The organism is Frondihabitans sp. VKM Ac-2883 (assembly GCF_015350875.1).
Lineage (GTDB): Bacteria > Actinomycetota > Actinomycetes > Actinomycetales > Microbacteriaceae > Frondihabitans.
This window is the reverse complement of the sequence record NZ_JADKSF010000007.1, coordinates 114,022-135,568: the sequence shown is the minus strand read 5'-3', so window position 1 is coordinate 135,568 and position 21,547 is coordinate 114,022. Positions and strand designations below refer to the sequence as shown.

At 68.5% G+C, this 21,547-nt stretch carries 19 protein-coding genes; 12 read left to right on the top strand and 7 right to left on the bottom strand.

Annotated elements, in window-relative coordinates; all coding sequences use genetic code 11:
• The first annotated feature begins 8 nt into the window (after positions 1–8).
• From ITJ49_RS13670 to ITJ49_RS13630, 9 genes are all read left to right on the top strand, one after another.
• A complete protein-coding gene (locus ITJ49_RS13670; RefSeq protein ID WP_194606163.1) occupies positions 9–848 on the top strand; it encodes a metal ABC transporter ATP-binding protein in 840 nt (279 codons plus the stop codon).
• On the top strand, positions 845–1,765 hold the full coding sequence (locus ITJ49_RS13665; RefSeq protein WP_194606162.1) for a metal ABC transporter permease: 921 nt from the start codon (positions 845–847) through the stop codon (positions 1,763–1,765). Before ITJ49_RS13670 ends, ITJ49_RS13665 begins: the two co-directional genes overlap by 4 nt.
• A complete protein-coding gene (locus ITJ49_RS13660; RefSeq protein ID WP_055961464.1) occupies positions 1,762–2,169 on the top strand; it encodes a Fur family transcriptional regulator in 408 nt (135 codons plus the stop codon). Before ITJ49_RS13665 ends, ITJ49_RS13660 begins: the two co-directional genes overlap by 4 nt.
• 168 nt (positions 2,170–2,337) lie before the next feature.
• Positions 2,338–2,574, top strand: coding sequence for a 50S ribosomal protein L28 (gene rpmB / locus ITJ49_RS13655; protein ID WP_055961461.1), 237 nt, complete (start codon positions 2,338–2,340; stop codon positions 2,572–2,574).
• Positions 2,574–2,741 carry a 50S ribosomal protein L33 gene (rpmG, locus tag ITJ49_RS13650; RefSeq protein WP_055961458.1) on the top strand — a complete coding sequence of 56 codons (168 nt, stop codon included), beginning with the start codon at positions 2,574–2,576 and terminating at the stop codon, positions 2,739–2,741. The genes rpmB and rpmG overlap by 1 nt, the downstream gene beginning before the upstream one ends.
• 2 nt (positions 2,742–2,743) lie before the next feature.
• Entirely contained in the window at positions 2,744–3,049 is a 306-nt protein-coding gene (gene rpsN / locus ITJ49_RS13645; RefSeq protein WP_194606161.1) for a 30S ribosomal protein S14, read from the top strand.
• A gap of 126 nt (positions 3,050–3,175) precedes the next feature.
• Positions 3,176–3,463, top strand: a complete 288-nt coding sequence (locus tag ITJ49_RS13640; protein ID WP_055961452.1) for an HU family DNA-binding protein — start codon at positions 3,176–3,178, stop codon at positions 3,461–3,463.
• 105 nt (positions 3,464–3,568) lie between these two features.
• On the top strand, positions 3,569–5,458 hold the full coding sequence (locus tag ITJ49_RS13635) for a cytochrome c oxidase assembly protein (RefSeq protein WP_194606160.1): 1,890 nt from the start codon (positions 3,569–3,571) through the stop codon (positions 5,456–5,458).
• Positions 5,459–5,596: 138 nt separating this feature from the next.
• Positions 5,597–6,619, top strand: a complete 1,023-nt coding sequence (locus tag ITJ49_RS13630; RefSeq protein WP_194606159.1) for a YdcF family protein — start codon at positions 5,597–5,599, stop codon at positions 6,617–6,619.
• Between the two features lie 60 nt (positions 6,620–6,679).
• Here the strand turns inward: ITJ49_RS13630 and ITJ49_RS13625 are convergent, their stop codons facing one another.
• Together ITJ49_RS13625 and ITJ49_RS13620 are read right to left on the bottom strand one after the other, a co-directional pair.
• Positions 6,680–7,795 carry an LLM class flavin-dependent oxidoreductase gene (locus ITJ49_RS13625; protein WP_194606158.1) on the bottom strand — a complete coding sequence of 372 codons (1,116 nt, stop codon included), beginning with the start codon at positions 7,793–7,795 and terminating at the stop codon, positions 6,680–6,682.
• A 60-nt stretch (positions 7,796–7,855) separates the two neighbouring features.
• Positions 7,856–11,767: an SCO7613 C-terminal domain-containing membrane protein gene (locus ITJ49_RS13620; RefSeq protein WP_194606157.1), complete on the bottom strand. Its 3,912-nt coding sequence runs from the start codon at positions 11,765–11,767 to the stop codon at positions 7,856–7,858.
• A gap of 132 nt (positions 11,768–11,899) precedes the next feature.
• Here ITJ49_RS13620 and ITJ49_RS13615 point away from each other — a divergent pair, with 132 nt between their 5' ends.
• The 3 genes from ITJ49_RS13615 to ITJ49_RS13605 all read left to right on the top strand — a co-directional run bounded on the left by ITJ49_RS13615 (position 11,900) and on the right by ITJ49_RS13605 (position 15,699).
• Positions 11,900–12,511: a TetR family transcriptional regulator C-terminal domain-containing protein gene (locus ITJ49_RS13615; protein WP_194606156.1), complete on the top strand. Its 612-nt coding sequence runs from the start codon at positions 11,900–11,902 to the stop codon at positions 12,509–12,511.
• 179 nt (positions 12,512–12,690) lie between these two features.
• The gene (locus ITJ49_RS13610) at positions 12,691–14,466 is read left to right on the top strand and encodes an APC family permease (protein ID WP_194606155.1); all 1,776 of its coding nucleotides are present in this window, start codon (positions 12,691–12,693) and stop codon (positions 14,464–14,466) included.
• Between the two features lie 6 nt (positions 14,467–14,472).
• Positions 14,473–15,699, top strand: a complete 1,227-nt coding sequence (locus ITJ49_RS13605) for a saccharopine dehydrogenase family protein (RefSeq protein ID WP_194606154.1) — start codon at positions 14,473–14,475, stop codon at positions 15,697–15,699.
• Positions 15,700–15,991: 292 nt separating this feature from the next.
• Here the strand turns inward: ITJ49_RS13605 and ITJ49_RS13600 are convergent, their stop codons facing one another.
• From ITJ49_RS13600 to ITJ49_RS13580, 5 genes are all read right to left on the bottom strand, one after another.
• Positions 15,992–17,659, bottom strand: coding sequence for an HAD family acid phosphatase (locus tag ITJ49_RS13600; protein ID WP_194606153.1), 1,668 nt, complete (start codon positions 17,657–17,659; stop codon positions 15,992–15,994).
• Positions 17,660–17,788: 129 nt separating this feature from the next.
• Complete coding sequence (locus ITJ49_RS13595) at positions 17,789–18,190, bottom strand: DUF6314 family protein (RefSeq protein WP_194606152.1); 402 nt, start codon at positions 18,188–18,190, stop codon at positions 17,789–17,791.
• A gap of 1 nt (position 18,191) precedes the next feature.
• Positions 18,192–19,433 (bottom strand): ABC transporter permease, encoded by a 1,242-nt coding sequence (locus ITJ49_RS13590; protein ID WP_194606151.1) that lies wholly within the window; start codon positions 19,431–19,433, stop codon positions 18,192–18,194.
• Positions 19,433–20,407: an ABC transporter ATP-binding protein gene (locus ITJ49_RS13585; RefSeq protein ID WP_228514486.1), complete on the bottom strand. Its 975-nt coding sequence runs from the start codon at positions 20,405–20,407 to the stop codon at positions 19,433–19,435. The genes ITJ49_RS13590 and ITJ49_RS13585 overlap by 1 nt, the downstream gene beginning before the upstream one ends.
• A 58-nt stretch (positions 20,408–20,465) precedes the next feature.
• Complete coding sequence (locus ITJ49_RS13580) at positions 20,466–21,497, bottom strand: hypothetical protein (protein WP_194606150.1); 1,032 nt, start codon at positions 21,495–21,497, stop codon at positions 20,466–20,468.
• Positions 21,498–21,547: the final 50 nt, after the last annotated feature.

Genomic DNA, 21,547 nt, shown 5'->3' with positions numbered 1-21,547 from the left:
ACCCAGCAGTGACGCCCGTCCTCAGTCTCCGGGGCGCCAGCCTGCGCTTCGGCGACCGCGAACTCTGGTCCGGGCTCGACCTCGACGTCGAGCCCGGCGAGTTCGTCGCCGTGCTGGGCCCGAACGGTGCCGGCAAGACGACGCTGCTCAAGGCGATCCTCGGGCAGCAGGAGCTCACGGCGGGGACGGCCGAGTTCCTCGGTCGGCCGGTCCGCCGCGGGCATCGGAGGATCGGCTACATCCCGCAGCAGCGATTGATGGAGTCGGGCACTCCGCTCCGCGCACGCGACATGATCGCGCTCGGTATCACGGGCCACCGCTGGGGCCTGCGGCGTGAGTCCCGTGCCGAACGGGAGCGCGTCGACGCCCTCGTCGCCGAGGTCGGCGCAACCGACTTCGCGCTGGCCCCGGTGGCCTCGCTCTCGGGCGGAGAGCAGCAGCGGGCGCGGGTGGGGCAGGCGCTGGCTTCGGATCCTGCGCTTCTGCTCTGCGACGAGCCGCTCATCTCACTCGACCTGCGCCATCAGCGCGGCGTCACCGACCTGATCGACGAGCAACGTCGCAAGACGGGTGCCGCGGTGGTCTTCGTGACGCACGACGTGAACCCGATTCTCGACGCCGTCGATCGGGTGGTCTACATCGCCGGCGGGCGCTTCACGATCGGCACTCCCGACGAGGTGCTCCAGGCCGACGTGCTGAGCGCGCTGTACGGCACCCCGGTCGATGTCGTGCGCACGATGGGGCGCATCGTGATCGTCGGCAGCAACGACGCCGCCCACGACCACGACGGCCACGGCCACCACGCTGACCACGGCGACGACCTCGACCCAGAAGGGCCCGTGCGGTGAACGCCGACATCCTCACTCACATCCTCTCGTTCGAGAACTTCGGCGAGCTCGTCGTGCTCGTGCGCAACTCGATCATCGCCGGAGCCGTGCTCGGCATCGTCGGCGGGCTCATCGGGCCGTTCGTCATCACCCGCAACCTGCCCTTCGCCGTGCACGGCATCAGCGAGCTCTCATTCGCCGGCGCATCGATCGCTCTCCTGCTGGGCATCAACGTGGTGACCGGCTCGCTCATCGGAAGTGTGCTTGCCGCCCTCCTGATCGGCCTGCTGGGCAGTCGGGCACGGGAGCGGAACTCGATCATCGCCGTGCTCATGCCGTTCGGGTTGGGGCTCGGCATTCTCGCGCTCGCCCTCTATCAGGGGCGGTCGGCCAACAAGTTCGGTCTGCTGACCGGCCAGATCGTCTCGGTCGACAATCCACAGCTCGGCTGGTTGCTGGCGATCTCGGCGATCGTGATCGTCACGCTGATCGTCGTCTGGCGGCCGCTCACCTTCGCGAGCGTCGATCCGGACGTCGCGGCCGCAGCCGGTGTCCCGGTCCGCACCCTGTCGATCGTCTTCATGCTCGCGCTCGGGTTGTCGGTGGCCGTCTCGGTGCAGATCGTCGGCGCTCTGCTCGTGCTGTCGCTGCTCGTGACGCCGGCCGCCGCAGCCCTGCGGATCACCGTCTCTCCGTTCTGGGTGCCGGTGCTGAGCACGGTGTTCGCCGTCGTCTCGGTCGTCGGCGGCATCCTGCTCGCCCTCGGGGGCGGCCTGCCGATCTCGCCCTACGTGACGACGATCTCGTTCACGATCTGGCTGGTGTGCCGCCTCGTCGGCGGCCGACGCGAGCGTCACGGCGGGCGCAGAACGAAGGATCCGACGGCTCGGCTCGCACCTCGACCCGCCGCCGCAGTGAACGAAAGGGTGCCCTCATGAAGCGCAACACCTGGCAGCGCGAGGCCGTGCGCGAGGCCCTGTCGACATCAGCCGGATTCGTCAGCGCTCAGGCGCTGCACTCGACCCTGCGGGAGAGCGGTTCGCCGATCGGCCTCGCGACCGTCTACCGAGCGTTGTCGTCGCTGGAGTCGGAGGGCGAGGCCGACAGCCTGCAGCAGGACGGCGAGAGCCTGTTCCGCGCGTGCACCCCCGGCACGCACCACCATCACCTCATCTGCCGCAATTGCGGAACCACGGTCGAGATCTCGGCCGACCCGGTCGAGCAGTGGGCGCGTCAGGTCGCGGCCGAAAACGGGTTCACCGAGGCGAACCACGTCGTCGACGTCTTCGGGCTGTGTGCGGTGTGCTCGGCGCAGGTTGCCCAGGCCGGGCGTGTCGTCTAAGCTTGCTGTTTGGTTGGGTGCTATCTGCGCCCATGTATGCCGAATCTCCTTCGCTGTCACCTCGGTGGCGGGCCGCTCTGGTGGCGGAGACGAAGCGTGCCGACAAGTGACCTTGGGTAGAACCCGTGTGTAAACGCGGGGCTTCTACGGTATTTACGGAGGAAAACCATGGCAGCAACCTGCCAGGTGACTGGAGCCGTTCCCGGCTTCGGGCACAACATCTCGCACTCGCACCGACGCACGAAGCGTCGTTTCGACCCGAACGTGCAGAAGAAGACGTACTACGTGCCTTCGCTGCGCCGTAACGTCACGCTGACGCTGAGCGCCAAGGGCATCAAGGTCATCGATGCTCGCGGCATCGAGAAGGTCGTCAAAGACCTCCTCGCACGTGGGGAGAAAATCTAATGGCAAAGAGCCAGGACGTCCGTCCGATCATCAAGCTCCGCTCGACGGCGGGCACCGGTTTCACGTACGTGACCAAGAAGAACCGTCGTAACAACCCCGACCGTCTCGTGCTGAAGAAGTACGACCCGGTCATCCGCAAGCACGTCGAATTCCGCGAGGAGCGCTAAACATGGCCAAGAAGAGCATGGTTGCGAAGAACAACCAGCGCAAAGTGATCGTTGCTCGCTACGCGGCGAAGCGACTGGAGCTGAAGAAGGCTCTGATCGACCCGAACGGCACCGACGAGAGCCGCGAGGCCGCTCGCGTGGGCCTGCAGAAGCTCCCGCGCAACGCGTCGCCGGTCCGCGTCCGTGGCCGCGACGCCATCGACGGCCGCCCCCGCGGTTACCTCAATGAGTTCGGTGTCAGCCGTGTCCGCTTCCGCGACATGGCTCACCGTGGCGAATTGCCGGGCATCACGAAGTCTTCCTGGTAGGTTCTGAGGCGGTTCCCCAGGGGTTTTACCCCTGGGGTCCACTCAGATCCGTCGGTCGCCGCCACCGCGGCGACTGCCCCAAAGAAGTACGCGTGCCACACACAACGTGTCCGAGGAGGACAACACATGGCTGACAAGTCACTGAACCGCACCGAGCTCGTCGCAGCTGTCGCCGCCGAGTCGGGCCAGAGCCAGGCTGCAGTGAGCGGCGTCGTCGACGCTCTCTTCTCCGTCGTCTCGAAGAACGTCGCTGACGGCACCAAGGTCACCATCCCGGGATGGATCGCCTTCGAGAAGACCCACCGCGCCGCACGCACCGGCCGCAACCCGCAGACCGGCGAGGCTCTCGAGATCGCCGCCAGCGACAGCGTCAAGGTCAGCGCCGGCTCGAAGCTCAAGGCTTCGGTCAAGTAACCTCCGCGCCCGCGAAGAGCGGATCACGGCTTCGGTCGTGGTCCGCTCTTCCCGTTAACGCCGCAGCCGTCCACGTCGCACAGTCGGACGCCCTAGGCTTTCCGAGTGCCCCGCCTCTCCCGACTCGCTGCCCCGGTGCTGCTGGTCGCGGCGGGCTTGGTCGCCCTCGTCGCAGCCCTCATGTTCGGCGGGGCCGCGGCACCGCTGCCGCTGTCGGATCCTGGAGCGGTCGTCCGGTTCGGCCTGCCGATCGCGACGTTCCTCACCGAGCTCGGGGCGTCGCTCACCATCGGCACCCTGGCGCTGGCCTGCTTCGCGCTCACGCCCGTTCGACCCGAGTGGGAGCGCTCGCTCGACATCGCGTCGGTCGGAGCGCTCTTCTGGACGCTCGCGTCGACCACCGCCGGGTTCTTCACGTTCCTCAGCGTCGCGGGAGTCGCCCCGGCTCTCGACGAGAAGTTCGGCCAGTCGCTCGCCTTCTTCCTCACCGGCACCGATCTCGGTCTGGCGTGGCTGGTCTCCACTCTGACGGCGGCCACCGTCACGGTACTGTGCTTTGCCGTCCGGTCGGTCGGCGGGGTGTTCCTCGTCGCAGCGATCGCGGCCGGAGCCCTCGTGCCGATCGCGCAGCAAGGGCACGCCGCCGGCACCGCCTCGCACGCGGCGGCCGTCTCGGCGCTCGGGCTCCATGTAATCGGCGCTGCTGTCTGGCTCGGCGGACTCCTCGCCCTCGTGCTGCTGCGGCCCGTCATCGAGCGGGCCCGTCTCTCGATCGTGCTCGAGAGGTACTCGTCGATCGCTCTCGTCTGCTTCGTGATCGTCGCGGTCTCGGGTGTGGTGAGCGCGCAGATCAGGATCGGCTCGTGGCCGGAGCTCGGATCGCCGTACGGCCTGCTGGTCGTGGTGAAAGCGGTGCTTCTGATCCTCCTCGGTCTGTTCGGCGTCGTGCACCGTCGCGTCGTGATCGAGCGCGTGGCCGGATCGAACGCCGGCACCAGCGCGGGGCGGCAGACGCAGAAGCCGTTCTGGCGGTTCGTCACGGCCGAGATCACGTTCCTCGGCCTCGCCTCCGGAGTCGCCGCGGCACTGGCTCGCACGCAGACGCCCGTCTCGCAGTCGGTCGCGAACGACACGGCCCAGCTCACACCGGCCGAGGTGCTGACCGACTCCCGCCTTCCCGCCGAGTTCACGCCCCTCCGCTGGCTGACGGCAGGGAACCTCGACCTGGTGTGGCTGCTCGGCGCCGTCTTCCTCGCGGCGTTCTACCTCATCGGGGTGGCCCGGCTGCGTCGGCGCGGCGATACCTGGTCGGGCTGGCGGACGGGTGCCTGGATCCTCGGCCTCGTCGTCTTGGTCGTCGCGACGAACGGTGCTCCGGCCGTGTACTCGCCGTACCTGATGAGTGCGCATCTGGTGCAGGTCGCGCTCGTGGCTTTCGTCGTTCCGGTGCTGCTCGTGCGCGCAGCGCCCTGGACCCTGGCGCTCCTTGCCATCGTGAAACGCACCGACGGCAGCCGCGGGCCTCGCGAGTGGATGCTCGGCATCGTGCAGTCGCGCGGCTCCGCCTGGCTTACCCACCCCGTCGTCGGCGGGCCTCTGCTGGCCGTGACGATCTGGGCCGTCGTCTGGTCGCCGCTGCTGCGCTGGACGGCCACGACCGACCTCGGGCGCTTCTGCCTGATCGCAGGCCTGGTGATGGTCGGCTGGCTGTTCGCCCAGTCGATCGTCGGTCTCGACCCCGTGCCGGTGCGACCGGGGGCGAGGCTCACGATGCTGCTCGCCGCCGTCGTGCTCGTCGCCGTGGGTGCCGTGGGCGCCGCGCTCGCCCTCGGCTCCGGGCTGCGTCTTGCGAACTGGTACGGCGCGATGGGCCGCACCTGGGGCCCCGCGCCGCTGGCCGATCAGGCGTCGGGCGGAGTCGCCCTCGCCGGGATCGGAATCGTCGTCTGTGTCGGGCTGGCGCTGGCCGCGGCCCGCCGGCGCAATACGGACTGACCGCCCGCGCTGCGTGGTTCAGGCCGCTGTCGCGGAGTCCCGGTCGCCGACTGGCGGCAGATGCCGGGATGAGGGGCGCCCAGGGCGTACTCGGTGGCGCTCGGTTCTAGCGCTGCGGCTTCCCGGTAGGGTCGAGCGATGATCGTGCTCCTCGTCGCGGCCGCATTCGCGGTGCTTTATGTCGTCTTCAGGATCCGAGATGCTCGCCTCCTGAGAAACGGACTCTTTCTCGTCGCGGCCGTGTTCCTGACGGTGATCGGACTGACGCTCGTCCTGGAGCCGGTCGTGCCATGGGTCGTGGAGGTCGTCAACGTCCTGATCGTCATGGCGGTCTTGAGCGTGTTGGTGCTGGGTGTGGCACTCGTCGCGAACGGCATCACCATGCTTCGACTGGAGGGCCGCAGCCTCGGCAACCTCCTGTCTCTCGTCGTCGGGGTCGCCATCTTCGCCATGCCGGTGGTGGCGGTCGCGCTCCTCTCGGTCGGAAGCCGCGTCACCGGCAGCCTTCTCGTCTTCCTCTCGCTGGTCGGTCTCTACTTCGGCGTCGCCTTCGTCTCGTTCACCGTGTACTCGGTCGTGTACGGGCTAAAGCGCAAGAAGGGCAGGCCCGCGGCGATCGTCGTGCTCGGCTCCGGACTCATCGGCGGGAAGGTGCCTCCGCTCCTGCGCAGTCGACTCGATCGCGCACTCCGGCTCTACCGCTCGGAGCGCGAGGCGGGCCGCCATCCGGTGCTGATCCCCTCGGGAGGCCAGGGGGCCGACGAACCGCGGCCCGAGGGCGTCGCCATGGCGGAGTACCTCATCGAGCAGGGGGCGTCGCCGGACGACGTGCACGCCGAGACGCAGTCACGGAACACGCGAGAGAACCTGCTGCTCTCGCGCGCCGTGCAGGAGCGCATCGACCGACCGGGGGCCGTGACCGTCGTGACGAACGAGTACCACGTGCTCCGCACCGCCTTCCTGGCGCGCAGCATCGGCAGCGACGCTCAGGTGATCGGCTCGCGGACCGCCACCTACTACGTGCCCAGCGCGTTCCTCCGCGAGTTCATCGCGGTGATGGTGGAGCACCGGCGGCTGAACCTGCTGGCTGTCACCTCGTTCGCGATCGTCCTCGTGGGTATCGCCCTGGCCACCATCTGGCAGATCGAACCCCTGAGCTGAGCCCGCACGATTTCGGATCGGCTGTTCGGGCGACCCCGATCGCCTCGATTCGCCGGAGGGTCAGATCGCGACCGTCGCGGGCGTCTCGGCCACAAGCTCGCGCACCATCGGCGCCACCTCGCGGCCGTAGAGCTCGATGCTCTTCATCATCTGCTCGTGCGGCAGGCTGCCCATGCTGTAGCGCATGTCGAAGCGGGTCGCTCCGAGCAGGCGCATGTTGTGCGCGATCTTGCGGGCAACGGTCTCGGGCGATCCCACGTAGAGGGCACCCTCGGGGCCGGCCGTCGAGAGGTACTGCTCGCGCGAATAGGGCGGCCAGCCGCGCTCGCGTCCGAGCTGGTTCGTCTGGGCCTCCTGGTACGGGTAGAGGATCTCGAGGGCTTCGGCATCGGTGGCCGCGATAAAGCCCGGGGAGTGCATGGCGATCGGCTGAGGAGCGTGCCCGAACTGATCGAGGGCTCGACGGTAGAGGTCGGAGTAGGGCGCGAACTGGGCCGGGCTGCCGCCGATGATCGCGAGGAACAGGGGGAGGCCGTAGTGCGCCGCGCGGATGACCGACTGCGGGCTGCCGCCGACGCCGACCCAGGTCTTGATGGTGCCGCTCTCGGGGCGCGGGTAGACCCACTGGTCGGTGAGGGCGCCGCGCTTGGTGCCCTCCCAGGTGACGGGGGCGTCTTTCAGCAGCTCGGCGAAAAGGTTGATCTTCTCCTCGAAAAGCACCTCGTAGTCCTGCAGGTCGAGGCCGAACAGCGGGAACGACTCGGTGAACGATCCGCGGCCGAGGATGACCTCCGCGCGCCCGTTCGACAGGGCGTCGACGGTGGCGAAGCGCTCGTAGACGCGGACCGGATCGTCGGACGAGAGCACCGTGACTGCCGAGCCGAGTCGGATCCTCGAGGTCTTCGCCGCGATGGCCGCAAGCACGACCTCGGGGGCCGAGACTGCGAAGTCGACGCGGTGGTGCTCGCCGACGCCGATGAAGTCGAGACCGACCTCGTCGGCGAGGACGGCCTGGTCGACGAGGTTGCGGATGGTCTGGGCGTGGGTGAGCAGAGTGCCGTCGAGCGGGGTGCCCGAGGTGGTCTCGGTCACGTCGCCGAAGGTGTCGAGGCCGAGCTGGATCGCGGCGGGATCGAGGGCGGGAAGCTCGCGCTCCGGGTTGGTGGCGGTGGCCATGGTGTCCCCATTTCTATGCGTATGCATATTCAATCACGAAGGGGGTCAATTTGTTCCCGATCAGCGCAGGGACGACACTGTGCGACCCACCATTCGCGCATCTCGGACGCGCCGCTCGTACGTCGCGGCGACCACGATGAGCAGAACTCCGCCGACGCCCGCCCACAGCCACCACGGCACCGATGTCGTCACGAGCACGAGTCCCGGCCAGAGCTGAGCGATCGCGTGCAACACGGCGACGCCGCCGCCGACCAGTAGCGGCGCCTGGAGCCGGAGCCGGGCACCGGCCAGGAGGCTCGCGACGGCGAGCACTCCCACGGCGACCAGGCGCGGAGTCTGAACGTCGATGTAGTCGGCAAGGAGTCCGGGCAGGAGGAGGACCAGGAGCCCGAATCGGAGGGCGCGCCACGAGCCCACGGCCGGATCTCGACGGAGCCGCAGGATCCCGGAGACCAGGGCGGCGACTGCCACCGGCGCGGTCACCGTCTCGAACGGGACCGAGGCCGTGAGGCCGCCGAGCAGGGCTGCCGCGGCGAGGACCAACGTGGCCACGAGGGCCGCCTGACGAAGGCGAATGGCCATCCGGCTCGTCGAGAGAGCCGGGCCGCCGAGCGCGCTGGCCAGACAGCAGACGGCGAGAGCGAGGACGGCGGTCACCGGTCGCTGCCAGTCGACGGCCGCGCCGAAAAGACTCGAGAGAAGCGGAACGAGCTCGGGAAGGGCGAACACGGCCACGGCCACCACGGCGAATGCGGGAGCCACGGCCGTCAGGCGGCGCCGAGGATCCCGCACGGCGTCGACCGAGACACCCCGGTCGCGCGACCACAGCACCGCGATTCCCAGCGCGAGAAGGGCCGCTATCGACGACCAGGCGTCGGGGTGGGCTGCGCCGATCGCTGCGGGGGAGCCCAGCGCCATCGTCAGACCGGTCGCGACGATGCCCACCACGGAGCCGGAGGCCAGCGTGTTGCGGACGTCGACGCGGGTGCGGCCGAGGGTCGCGGCGGCGATGCCGGCGAGGGTAGCCGCGGCGATGACCAGAATCGGTCGAACCAGAGTCCGCTCCGGAGAGGCGACGATCGACGGCAGGAGAGCGGTGGCGACACCGACGCCGAAGAGCAGGGGGAAGACCGGGTGCGGGTGCGCGGGGTGAGGGGCCGAGCCGTGCGCGAACCGCAGGGCGAGCGCGGGGAGCCCGAGGGCCAGAAGAGCCAGGAGTGCGGCCAGGGGAAGCGAGTAGGCCTCGACGACGGTGACACCGGCATCGGCCAGTACCGCCCACAGTGCCGTGATCGCGAGCACGGGTGCCGCCCAGGCCACGTGGTGTCGGAGGTGGGCGCCGGTCAGCGCGGCAATCGGCGACGAGCCCGGTGTCGACGCGATGACCAGGGCGGCGATCGCGAGGACTGCCAGCGTCGGCCACGCGGGCGCCGAGAGCAGCGCGGCGGCCGCGGTCACCAGCCCGGCGGCCACGAGGGGGGCATCCCAGGCGAAGCGGCGCGAACGCGTGCCGTCCGTCGAGGCTCGAAAGAGGAGGCGGGAGACGAGGGCGAGGCCGAGCACCGTGGCCGCGAGGAGCAGCCAGCGCGTCTCCAACCCGAGCGGACCCGCGGTCAGCAGGCGGTCGGCGCTGGCGATCGCGGCGGCCGGCGTCACGACGGCGGCGAAGACTCGCTCCGCCTCGCGCTCCCGCGCGGGGATGACCAGCCACGCGAACGCCGCGAGGGCGACCAGGGCGAGCAGCCCCGTGGCTCCGAGGCCGGCGCTCGCGGGAGAGGCTCCGAAGACGAAGCCGGCACCTGCGAGCGCGACGACGGCGGTGCCCGAGACGACCCGCAGATCGAGCAGCGGAGTCCGGCGAAGCAGCGGGACGAGCGGCGCGGCGGCCACCACGAGGAGGCTCGCGATCGCGGTGAGGATGACGGCGGCCGTGGCGGCGCGGGCACCGGGATCGCTGGAGGTCGGAGCGAGCCAGGCCGGGATCCTGAACGCCGCAGTCGCGACCACGACCGAGACGGCCAGTGTCACGAGCGGTGCGACGACCCGGGCGGTCGACTTCGGGAGCGATCGAGTCGACAGCACGCGGAGCCCGACGAGGAGAGACACGAGCAAAAGCAGCGCGGGGATCCATAGCGGCTGCGTCAGAGGGGACTGCGCGAAGAGCACACCGGCGGTCACCACGACTGTCGTGCCGGAGACGCCGCGCGAGACGCGCCCGTCTCGGAAGGCGGCCAGTGCCAGGCCGCCCACGAGAGCGGTCAGGGCGAGGTCGCCGAGCGGCAGGGACGTCGAGAGGGCGGCGCCGACCAGTGCGAGTGCCAGAACGGCCTCCGCCGTGGTCGTCACGGCGCGCCGCACAGCCGGCCGCGGACGGAGGAGGGCCACAGCGGTCGCGGCACCGAGGGGGGCGAGCGCGAGGCCGAGCGCCGACAGCGGCAGGATGTCACCGGACGACGATGCGGGCAAGGCGGCGGCGAGGTCGGTGAGGAAGGGCTTCCCGTCGAACCAGCCGGCGAGTCGCGCGACGACACCGCCGGCGACCACGGTGCTCAGCACCGCGGCGACGACCGCGAGCACGACGAGAGCGGCCCACGACGACCGGGCGAGCGCAGCCCGGACGACCGGACGGCGGTCTGAGACGGCCCGGGAGGCGATCGCGAAGGCGAGCACGACGAGAGAGATCGACAGGGGCAGGATCCAGGTGACAGCAATCTCTAGATCGGCTCGCGCAGCCACGGCGAACGGCAGCGAGGCCAGACTCACCCCGGCCGCGGCCGACGCGAATCGACCCGGCCCCGATCGCGAGCCGGTGACTCCGCGGACGGCGAGGACGATCCACAGTCCGGCTGACACGAGCACCGGAACGACGAAACCGAGGGCGGCGTCGCTCGGAACGGCGAACGCGGCCAGGGTGGAGACGACCAGCGGGCCGGTCGAGGTGATCCGGATCCACGCGCGATCGGTGCGGTCGCGAGCGAGCCGGGCCGTGCGGGATCCTGCGCTCCGGTCGAACAGCGTCGGGACGATCCAGACGGCGGCCGCGGCGGCCCCGCCCGCCCAGAACCGGGTGGCCGAATCGGCGGCGAGGCCGGACGCGAGACCCAGAGCGGCCAGCGGCAGGGCGACGAGCGAGGCGCGGACGAGCGAGTGGAGGCCGGTCAGGCGGGAGGTGACGAGGAGCGCGACCGCGGATCCTGCGCCGAAGATCCCGACGAAGAGGAGCGGGTCGAGGCGGCCCGATCCGAAAAGCCCCTGGCTGCGGATGAGAAGGCCGTCGAGGCCGAGGAGCACTGCGGCGAGCACGCCGAGGCCCTCCGCGGTTCCCGGGAGGCGACGGTGCAGGCGGGTGGCGATGCCGAGCACGGCGGCGACCACGAGCAGCAGCAGGCCCGAGCGGACCCCCGCCGACGTGACGAGGAACGCCACGAGCGAGAAGAAGACGGCCGTCACCGAGACGAGGACGATGCCGACGGTGAGGAGGAGGACCTGGACGCCGCTTCGACCGGACGGGGTCTTCTCGAGTCGGGTGCTGCGGGGCGGCGTCGGCGGGCGAAGCGACGGTAGCGGCGATGCGGGCGACGGGGCGGCCTCCGCGTCACCGGTCTCGGCGGCGCGCAGCAGCGACGACAGCCGGGCGATCTCGTCGGCGGCCTCGGCGTCTTGACGAGCCATGTCGAGTCGCAGCTGGTCGATGAGCGCGCGCCGTTCGAGGTCGGCCGCCAGCAGGCGATCCGAGTTATCGGCGAGCCGCGCCGCGACCGGACCCACGAGGCGGAGGCCGCAGTGCGGGCAGGTCGTCCCGTCGAGCGTCGTGAAGCAGGCGGGGCACAGGGTCCGATTGCTCAGCACGGTCGCTGAGGGGGGCCAGACCGTGGTCGGATGCTCGTCGATGTCGTCCTCCGAAGTGAAGCCCCAGCGGGAGGTGGGGTGGCGCAAACGTAGTGGAGGGCGGCGGGGCATATCGAGAGGCACTGTTGCCCCTACCCGGTCGCGGTGCGGCGGCGGGCAGGATCCTGAGCGGTCGACTTCGTGAGTGACCCCACGTCTGGGTCGCACGAGGACTGGGGGGTGAGGCAGGCCCGCGCTCCCTCTAGGATCATGCTCATGTCGACCAGCGACCCGTTCGCACAGGATGGCCCCTCCGGGCGCCACGCTGAGATCGACGCTGCCGCGCGCACGATCGCCTTCTCGTTCGGTCTGTCGGGCATCACGCTTCGACGCCTGGCATCGACGGCCGGTCTGAGCCCGGGTGACATCGCCGCGCACGAGCCGTCGATGACCGCGCTCGTCGCCCGCACGTTCGAAGAGCTCGCCGGGATCGAGCTCAACGAGGCGCGGCGCGACATCGCCGGTTTCGACTCGGCACTCGAAGCCCTCCGCCTCCTCGTCGGCAGCCTGCTCGAAGACACGCACGGCAACTTCAACTCCGTCTGGGCCGACGCCTGGTCGATGGGCCGCCACAACGTCGCCCTCGCGCGGGCCGCCCGCGACAACATGACCGCCTGGCACGAGCTGATCTGCTCGGTCGTGCGTCGCGGCATGGAGGGGCGCGAATTCGAAGGATCCGACTCCGACCTCGTCGCCCTGCAGTTCTTGGCCCTGATCGACTCCATCACGGCCTACTCGCTCGTCGACTACCGCACCGCGGCCGAGCGCTCGCACCTCATGCGGCGGACGCTCGAGGTGTCGCTGGGGTTGGCTGCGGGTTCGCTCTAGCTCCGGCCCTAGCTCTCACTCCCGTGTGTGCGGGGTGCCTCGATCGCGTCTGGGGTGCCAGAACGTCGCCGAGCACCGTCCGAGTGGGACGGAACGGCATTGACGGTCTCTGGCGTCTAACGATTGGGTGGGCCAACCCGTTCTTCCCGCTGCTGTTCCCGCACCGTGATGGAGACCCCATGACCACACCGACCACGACGACGCAGCCCGTCGACACCAAGGGGCTCAAGGGCGGATCGCTCGGCCTCGTCTCGAGCGTGGTCGTCGGCATCGCGTCGACCGCTCCGGCGTACAGCCTCGCGGCGAGCCTCGGGTACATCGTCATCGGCGGCACGCTCGTCGCGGGTGTGCACGCTCCGGGCATCATCCTGCTGGCGTTCGTGCCGATGTATCTCATCGCCGTCGCCTACCAGGAGCTCAACAAGGCCGAGCCCGACTGCGGCACGACCTTCACCTGGGCGTCGCGGGCCTTCGGCCCGATCACCGGCTGGATGGGCGGCTGGGGGATCATCGTGGCCGACGTGATCGTCATGGCGAACCTCGCCTCGATCGCCGGCTCGTATTCGTTCACGTTCGTCGGCAGCTTCGGGCTGCCGGCCGTCGCCGCCCTATCGAGCAACGTGTTCTGGTCGACCGCCGCGGGCATCGCCTGGATCGTCGTCATGACGTACATCTGCTACCGCGGCATCGAGATCTCGGCGCGGCTGCAGTACTTCCTGCTGGCGTTCGAGGTGATCATCCTCATCTTCTTCGCCGTCTTCGCGCTCGTCCGCGTCTACTCCGGCAACGCCGAGTCGTACTCGCTGATGCCGTCGCTCGACTGGTTGAACCCGTTCGCGCTCGGCCCGGGCACCATCGCCCCCGCGATGCTCACGGCGATCTTCATCTACTGGGGTTGGGACACCGCAGTCTCGATCAACGAAGAAACGAAGGATCCCGAGAAGACGCCGGGTCGCGCGGCCATCATCTCGACGGTGCTCCTGCTCGTGACCTACGTGCTGGTCGCCGTGGCCACCATCGCGTTCGCCGGAGTGGGCGACCAGGGTATCGGCCTCGCCAACGAGGACAACGCGCTGGATGTCTTCTCGTCGGTCGGGCCGGCACTGTTCGGGGGAGGAGCGGTGGGCTCGATCCTGATGGCTCTGCTCGGCTTCTCGATCCTCACCAGTGCATCGGCCTCGACGCAGACGACCATTCTGCCGACCGCGCGCACCTCGCTCTCGATGGCGGTCTACAAGGCCCTGCCCGAGCAGTTCGCCCGAATCCACCCGAAGTACCTCACCCCGACCTGGTCGACCATCGGCATGGGCATCGTCTCGGTGGCCTTCTACCTGATCTTCACTCTGATCAGCGTCGACCTGCTCAGCGCCCTGATCGGCTCGATCGGCTTGATGATCGCCTTCTACTACGGCCTCACCGGCTTCGCCTGCGTCTGGTACTACCGCAGAACGCTCTTCACCTCGCCGCGGAACTTCATCATGCGCGGTCTCTTCCCTCTGCTCGGCGGGCTGTCGCTGCTCGGTGTTTTCGTCTACGGGGTCTACGCCTTCGCGGCGCCCGACTGGCTGACCGACGCCGACGGCAAGAACATCACGATCATCGGCATTGGTGCGCAGGCGGTCGTCGGCATCGGGGGCCTCCTCGTCGGAGTGGTGCTGATGCTGCTCTGGCGGTTGCGCCGCCCCGAGTTCTTCCGCGGCGAAACACTCGTCAAGCGCAGCGACTACGTGCTCGCCCCCGGGGAGGGTGTCGTCGCGAACTTCGGTCTGCCCGACTCGGGATACTTTCCGACCGTCGTCGCCTCCGACCTGTCGAACCTGCCCACCGGAGCGATCGCGATCGACACCGAGACCGGCAAGCGAGTTCGCGGCACCCGTCGCACCGGTGTCGCGCCGGCGTCACCGAGCATTCCCACGAGCCCCTCCGATCCATCCGACTCCAACGAACGGCCCTAGCTCCTCATGAAGGTACTCATCATCGGCGCCGGCGGTGTCGGCTCCGCCGCCGTGCGCATCGCCGTGCGCCGCAACTTCTTCGACACGCTCGTGGTCGCCGACTACGACCCCGCCCGCCCGGCCGCTCTGGTCGCCGCCGTCGGTGACGCGCGTCTCGTCGCCGCCCAGGTCGACGCCTCGTCGGCCGCCTCGGTCGCCGAGCTCATCCGCGCGCACGAGATCACCCACGTGCTGAACGCGGTCGATCCGCGCTTCGTCATGCCGATCTTCGACGGCTGCTTCGAGGCCGGTGCGACCTACCTCGATATGGCGATGAGCCTGTCGACCCCGCACCCGACCGACCCGCACACCCAGACCGGCAAGAAGCTCGGAGACGACCAGTTCGCCGTGGCGTCCGACTGGGCAGACAAGGGAGCGCTGGCCGTCGTGGGCATCGGCGTCGAGCCCGGTCTCTCGGACGTCTTCGCGCGCTACGCCGAAGATGAGCTCTTCAGCGAGATCGACGAGCTCGGCGTGCGCGACGGGGCGAACCTCGTCGTCGAGGGCTACGACTTCGCCCCCTCCTTCTCGATCTGGACCACCATCGAAGAGTGCCTCAACCCGCCCGTGGTGTTCGAAAAAGAGCGCGGGTGGTACACCACGGCGCCGTTCTCCGAGCCGGAGGTCTTCGACTTCCCCGACGGCATCGGGCCGGTGGAGTGCGTCAACGTCGAGCACGAAGAGGTGCTCCTGATGCCGCGGTGGACCAAAGCGAAGAAGGTGACGTTTAAGTACGGTCTCGGGAACGAATTCATCGAGGTGCTCAAGACCCTTCACATGCTGGGCTTGGATAAGACCGAGCCGCTGGAGGTCAAGGGAGTGAAGGTGGCACCGCGCGATGTGGTGGCGGCCGGGTTGCCGGATCCTGCGACCCTCGGCGACAAGATGAGCGGCAAGACCTGCGCGGGCGTGTGGGTGAAGGGCACCGGCAAAGACGGAAAGCCGCGCTCGACCTACCTCTATCACGTGGCCGACAACGAGCAGACGATGGCGGAGTACTCGTCGCAGGCTGTCGTCTGGCAGACGGCGATCAACCCGGTGATCGCGCTCGAGCTGCTGGCGACCGGGGTGTGGTCTGGGGCCGGCGTGCTCGGGCCCGAGGCATTCGACGCGCGGCCGTTCCTGTCGCTGCTCGCCGCCGATGCGCCCAAGGGCTATGGCTCGCCGTGGGGGATCGAGGAGAAGGCGCTGTAGCCGCATCCGAGCTCGCAGGCCCTCCCCGCGGTGTGGCAATTCAGGACAGGGGCAGCTAGTCGCAGTGATGCCGGCGCCAGTCAGCGGCGAGTGCGTCTCTGGCCTGAATTGCCGAATGGCGACAAGGGCCCAGGATCCGACGCATCTCCTCTGAGGGCGGCCACACATGCGTAGACCCTCGCGGCCGGCGGTCGAGGTGGTCCTAGGACCACCTCGACCGCCGAACGCGAGGGTCAGATGCTGTCAGATAGAGCGCCGGGTCAGAGCGAGTGCTGCCAGCGCAAGCGCCGTATTAGGGCAGGTAGTACGTCGGGTTCGGCAGCTTGACCGTGCGCTTGGCGTGCCCGCCGATCAGGTCGCTGAACTGGTCGCCGTAGTTCGCCACCACGGTGTACCCGCCACCGGCTGCCGACTCGACGTGAGCTCGGGTCTGCGACTTGTACTCGATGGTGGTGCACTTCGCCGCGGCGCACGTGACGTACGACGGCTGCTGCGAGGCGCCTTTGCCGGTCCACTTGGTGTAGTAGTTCTCGGCCGTGAAGCCGGAGTAGCCCACCTTGGTGAGGTTCGCCAGCGTCGCGGTCTTCTGATCGTCGTTGCGACCCGTCAGACCGATCAGCGTGCAGCCCGCGGCCTTGGCGACGCCGGCCAGGGTCGTCATGCCCGGGGTGGCGGGGAACCGCTGGTCTTGCACCCACACGTCTTGCTCGGCGGGGTCGAACGTGAAGTGCATGTCGGCCACCTCCATGTCGTACGTCCAGAGCGTCGTGTCGTCGGCGTCGAGAACGATCGCGGGCTTCTGGCCCTTGGTGGAGGCGGCGTAGCACTGCGACGCGACGCGGGGGATCTCGCGCTTGAGGATCTTCTGCATCTCGCTGATGTAGGGCGACGAGGTCTTGTTCGACAGCCCGGTGCCCGTGTCGCCGTAGTAGGCGGCGATGGTCGACTTGACGCTGTCGATGTTGGGGATGCCCTCGCCCGACTGCGTCAGACCGGAGGAGCCGTCGGCCTTCATGACGAAGTGCGTCCGGGGGGCGAGACGCGGCTCTTTGACCCCGGGCAGGTCGGTCGACGGCAGGTAGTACGTCGGATTAGGGAGCTTAAGCACGCGGTCGGCGTAGCCGCCCTGCAGGTCAGACCACTGGTCGCCCACGTTCAGTGCGATGTCGTAGCCCTGCTTCTCGATGTGCTTGCGCGTGAGCGCCTTGTACTCGACGGTCGTGCACTTGGCAGTTGCGCAGGTGACGTACGAGGGCTGCTGCGAGGTGCCCTTGCCGGTCCATTTCGTGTAGAAGTTCTTCGACGTGAAAGCGGTGTAGCCGACCTTCTTCAGGTTGCCGAGGGTCGCGGCCTTCTGATCGTCGTTGCGACCGGTGAGACCGAAGATCGTGAAGCCTATCTTTTTGGCGGTCTCGACCATCGACACCATCGACGGGGTGGCGGGGAACCGCTGGTCTTGCACCCAGACGTCTTGCTCGGCGGGGTCGAAGGTGAAGTGCATGTCGGCCACCTCCATGTCGTAGGTCATCAACGTGGTGTCGTCGGCGTCGAAGACGATCGCGGGCTTCTCGTGGTGGCGGATCGCCTTCTGGTAGATCGCCTTAAGGCTGCGCGTCTGCTTCGCCACGATGCTCGACATCTCGCTGATGTAGGGCGACGAGGTCTTCGAGGCGATGCCCGTGCCGGGGTCGCCGTAGTACTTCGCGATCGTCGACTTGACGCTGTCGATGTTGGGGATGCCCTCACCGCCCTGCGTGAGCCCGGACGACCCGTCGGCCGCCATCGTGAACTGGCTGCGCGGCGCGAGTGTCGAGCTGCTGCTGCCGCCCCCGTGCCCGCTTCTGGCCGTGTGTGCGGGCCCCGCTGCCTGAGCGGGGCCGGCGCTGATCAGAGCTGCCCCCAGTGCCAAGGCCGCGACCGCGACACCGGCCTTCAGTCGATTAGTCGAGTGGAAAAACATGTCGTCCCCTTGCGTGATCACGACCCCCCTCATCGGGGGTCACAGATCACCCTAATCAGACGGTGCGGGGTCTGCAGACTTTATCCACAAGCCTTAACGAGCGCGTTACACGAGGGGCACGCCACACCCTTACAGCCGTCGGTACGACGTCTCGATCACGTAGTCCTTGCTCGGGCCGGACGCCGCCCAGCGCATCCGCCAGCCACTCGCGTCGCCGTCGAGCCGCCCCGAATAGAGGTCGGGCGCGCAGTCGTGCACGAGTTCAGCGCCCCAGCGCCAGTCGTGGAATCCGCGGCCGTCCGCGAAATTCGTGGCCCAGGATCCCTCGGGGCCGCGTTCCAGCACACGCTCGGTCGAGATCGGAACCTCCCCGCCCGGCAGGCTCATCGTGCCCGACTCCACCCACACGATTCGGTCGGGGCCGGAACGGGAGAAGGTCGCGGTGCCGTGCACCGGGATCCTTCGGTCGTCTCTTCGGTCGTCGACCATTCGGGTGAAGTGCCACGTGCCGAGCAGCTCGTCAGGGGTCACGCTACTTGCCGACCGCCGCCGCCTGGCGCCGGGGCAGGATCGACGTCAGCGACACCTTGCGGGTGTACTCGATCGAGCCGTAGCGGAAGAGGCGCACCGCGACCTGCAGCACGATGAGACCGAGCACGAACTGCTCGGCGACGACACCGATGGCCTCGGCCGGCGACAGCGACGAGAAGCCGTTGCGCAGCAGCGCGGTGACCGGTGCCGAGTACGGGAACCAGGTGAAGATCTGCACGATGAACGAGTGCGGATCGGAGACGATGAGCGTGACCGCGTAGAACGGCACGAACATGAGGGCGATCATCACGCCGAAGATCTGGCCCGCGTCTTTCGCCGTCGGCATGATCGCACCGACCGCGACGAGGGTGCCGGTGAAGAGGATAAAGCCGCCGATCAGGAGCAGAGCCCCGATGACCATCTGGAACGGATCGATCTGCAGATTCGAGAGGTCGAACGCGGGGATGTTCAGGGAGCTCCGGAAGAAGAGGAAGCCAATCACGATCGGCAGCGCGAACACGAGCATCTGCGCGATGCCGACGACGAAGAGCGAGATCACCTTGCCGATGATGAGGGTCGTCGGGTTGAGCGTCGTCAGGATCATCTCGGTGACACGGTTCTCCTTCTCCTCCAGCGTCGAGGTCAGCATCTGATTGCCGAGCAGCAGGATCACGACGTAGAACAGCGCAAGGAACAGCAGCGGCGGGATGACGCTTCCGATGCCGCCCGAGAGGTTCCCGGAGGAGTCATAGGTGGTCGCCTCGACCGGCCCGGTGCCCTGGACGAGGCTCGACAGCTTCGCGTCGCCGACCTTCGCCTCGGCGCTCGCGGTGAGGATGCGCGTCGCGACCGACGAGTATTTGCCGTTGTCGAAGATGCCCTTGTCGACGCCGTAGACCTTGGTGGCCTGCTTCGCGGGATCGGCCGGGTAGGCGAAGTAGGCGTCGAGGTCGCCGCTCTTGACCGCGGCGATGGCATCGGCGCCGGAGGAGGCCTCGGTGCCGCCGAGCGACTTCACGATCGCCGGGTCGACCACCCCGGAGGCGTCGCTGTACGAGAAGCTGAACTTCTGGTCTTTCTGCGACGTGACGCTGTTGTCGGTCGACGTGTTGGCGGCGACGATCAGCGCGACCACGATGCCGATGATGACCGGCACGATGAGGGTGGTGATCCAGAACCGGCGCTTGGTGAGCGTGCGGGTGATCTCGAACGAGACGACCGTCGAGAGGTTGTGGCGGGCCATCAGGCAGCCACCCCCGCGGTGGGCTGGGCCGGATCCTTGGCAGTATCAGGATCCGACGCGGTGCCGGCCTCGTCGCCATACACCCGCAGGAAGATGTCGTCGAGGCTGAGCTTCGACGTCTCGAAGCCGCGCACCGCGACTCCGGCTTCGACCAGGTCGCGAAGGATCGCCGCTTCGTCGGCGCCCTCGGTCACGGTGAGCTCGGCGTAGTTGCGCTCGCGGAGCGTCACCAGGTATTTCGACGACTCGGCGATGTCACCCGAGTAGCGGAGGCGCACCATCGTGCCGCCGAACTGATCCTGCACCTCGGGGATGGTGCCGTACGCCTCGCTGCGCCCGTTCTTCAGCAGGATCACCCGATCGCAGAGCCGCTCGACCTCCTCCATCTGGTGGGTGACCATGAGCACGGTGGCGCCCTGCCGCTTCTGCTCTTCGATGATGTCCATCAGCAGACGCCGGTTGACCGGGTCGAACCCCTTCGTCGGCTCGTCGAGGATCAGCAGCTCGGGCTGGTTCATGATCGTCACCCCGAGCTGCACCTTCTGCTGCTGGCCGCCCGACAGCTTGTCGAGCCGCGTCGCAGCCTTATCGGCAAGGCTCACCCGCTCGAGGTAGTTCAGCGACCACCGCTTCGACTCCGTCTTCGACAGGCCCTTGAGGCGTCCGAAGTAGGTCATCACGTCGATCACCGACTCCTTCTTGTAGAGCCCGCGCTCCTCGGGCAGGTAGCCCAGCCGGGACCCCCGCTCGGGCGAAAACGGCCGACCGTCGATGTGCAGCGTGCCGCCGGTCGGCTGGTAGATGCCGAGCAGCGCGCGGATGGTCGTCGTCTTGCCCGACCCGTTCGATCCGAGAAAGCCGAAAGTCTCGCCGGCCTCGATGTCGAACGACAGATCGTCGATGACTGTCGTGCGGCCGAAGACCATTCGGAAGTTCTGGATGTGGACTATTGGTGAGATAGCTGCCTGATCCATGCCACGACCCTAGCGAACAGTCTCGTTTGGCCGCTTGTCCGTTGTCGAAATCGAGGTGTCAGCGGGGCGTGATGGTCAAGCCGTTGTCCGACCCGATCGTGACCAGGTACTCCACCTGGAACGGCACGTCACGGCTGATCGGCACATCGCTGCCGTCGTACAGCGACTGCGTATCGACCTCGAGGTGGGCGCGGCCGGTCGCGCGAGTCACGAGCCAGACCCCCGGCGTCGCTGTTGCTCGGAGCGCCACGGGCGGGTAGGTCGTCATGCTCCACCGAGGATCCGACGTGAGTCGATCGTCGACCTCCTCCCCGAATGGGCAGCCCGCCGGGAGCAGCACCCGCTGCGGAAGGCACGTGGTCTTCAGGTACTTGGTCACATCGACTTTGACTTTGCTGAGGAAGCTCGCCTTCGGCGCCACCGACACGGTCGCTCGCGCGACAGTGCCCGGGCTCGCCGCCACGACGGTCGTCGTCTTGGCGGTGAGGTAGGTGCTGTCGTGCGTCAGGTCGAACACGGCGGGAGCCAGCACCGTGTAACGGGTGGCCAGGTCGGCGCTCGCGGCGCGGATGTCGACGCCGTTGGCCTCGAAGCGCGGATCGTGCAGCGGAGTGACCTCGACGGAGGCGGTCGGCGCCGTGGTGAACTTCCAGCCCGAGAAGAGGCCGCCGATCGTGCCGTCGCGTTCGACCGCGAAGGTGGCCCGGCGGATCTCGCTCTGGCTGTTCTTACTGTCGTTGCTGTCTTTGCCGTCTTGTCCGCCCTCGTCGCGGCCGAGCCGAAACTCCGCCGCCACCCGGTGCACCCCACCGGACACGACGTCGCGGGTCGTGTGGAAATCGCGGACTCGGCCCTCCTCGGGCACAGCGAGCAGATCGTCTTCGGCTCCCGGCTGGATTCCCGCGAGATGCAGAGCGCTGTTCGTGTCGCCGCGATCGAGGGCACCGAGGTAGCCCCGCACAAAGCCGGAGGCGCTGTAGACGGTCGCATTGAGGATGACGACCGTTGCGATGAAAGCCACGACGACGAGAGCGAGAAGGCCGCCCCAGATGAGGAGGGCACGCTTCGTCGTCCCCCCAGGCGCCAGCATGTCCACATCCTAACTTCGTGCGGCCGTGCCCCTCGTGGGCGCCGGGTAGA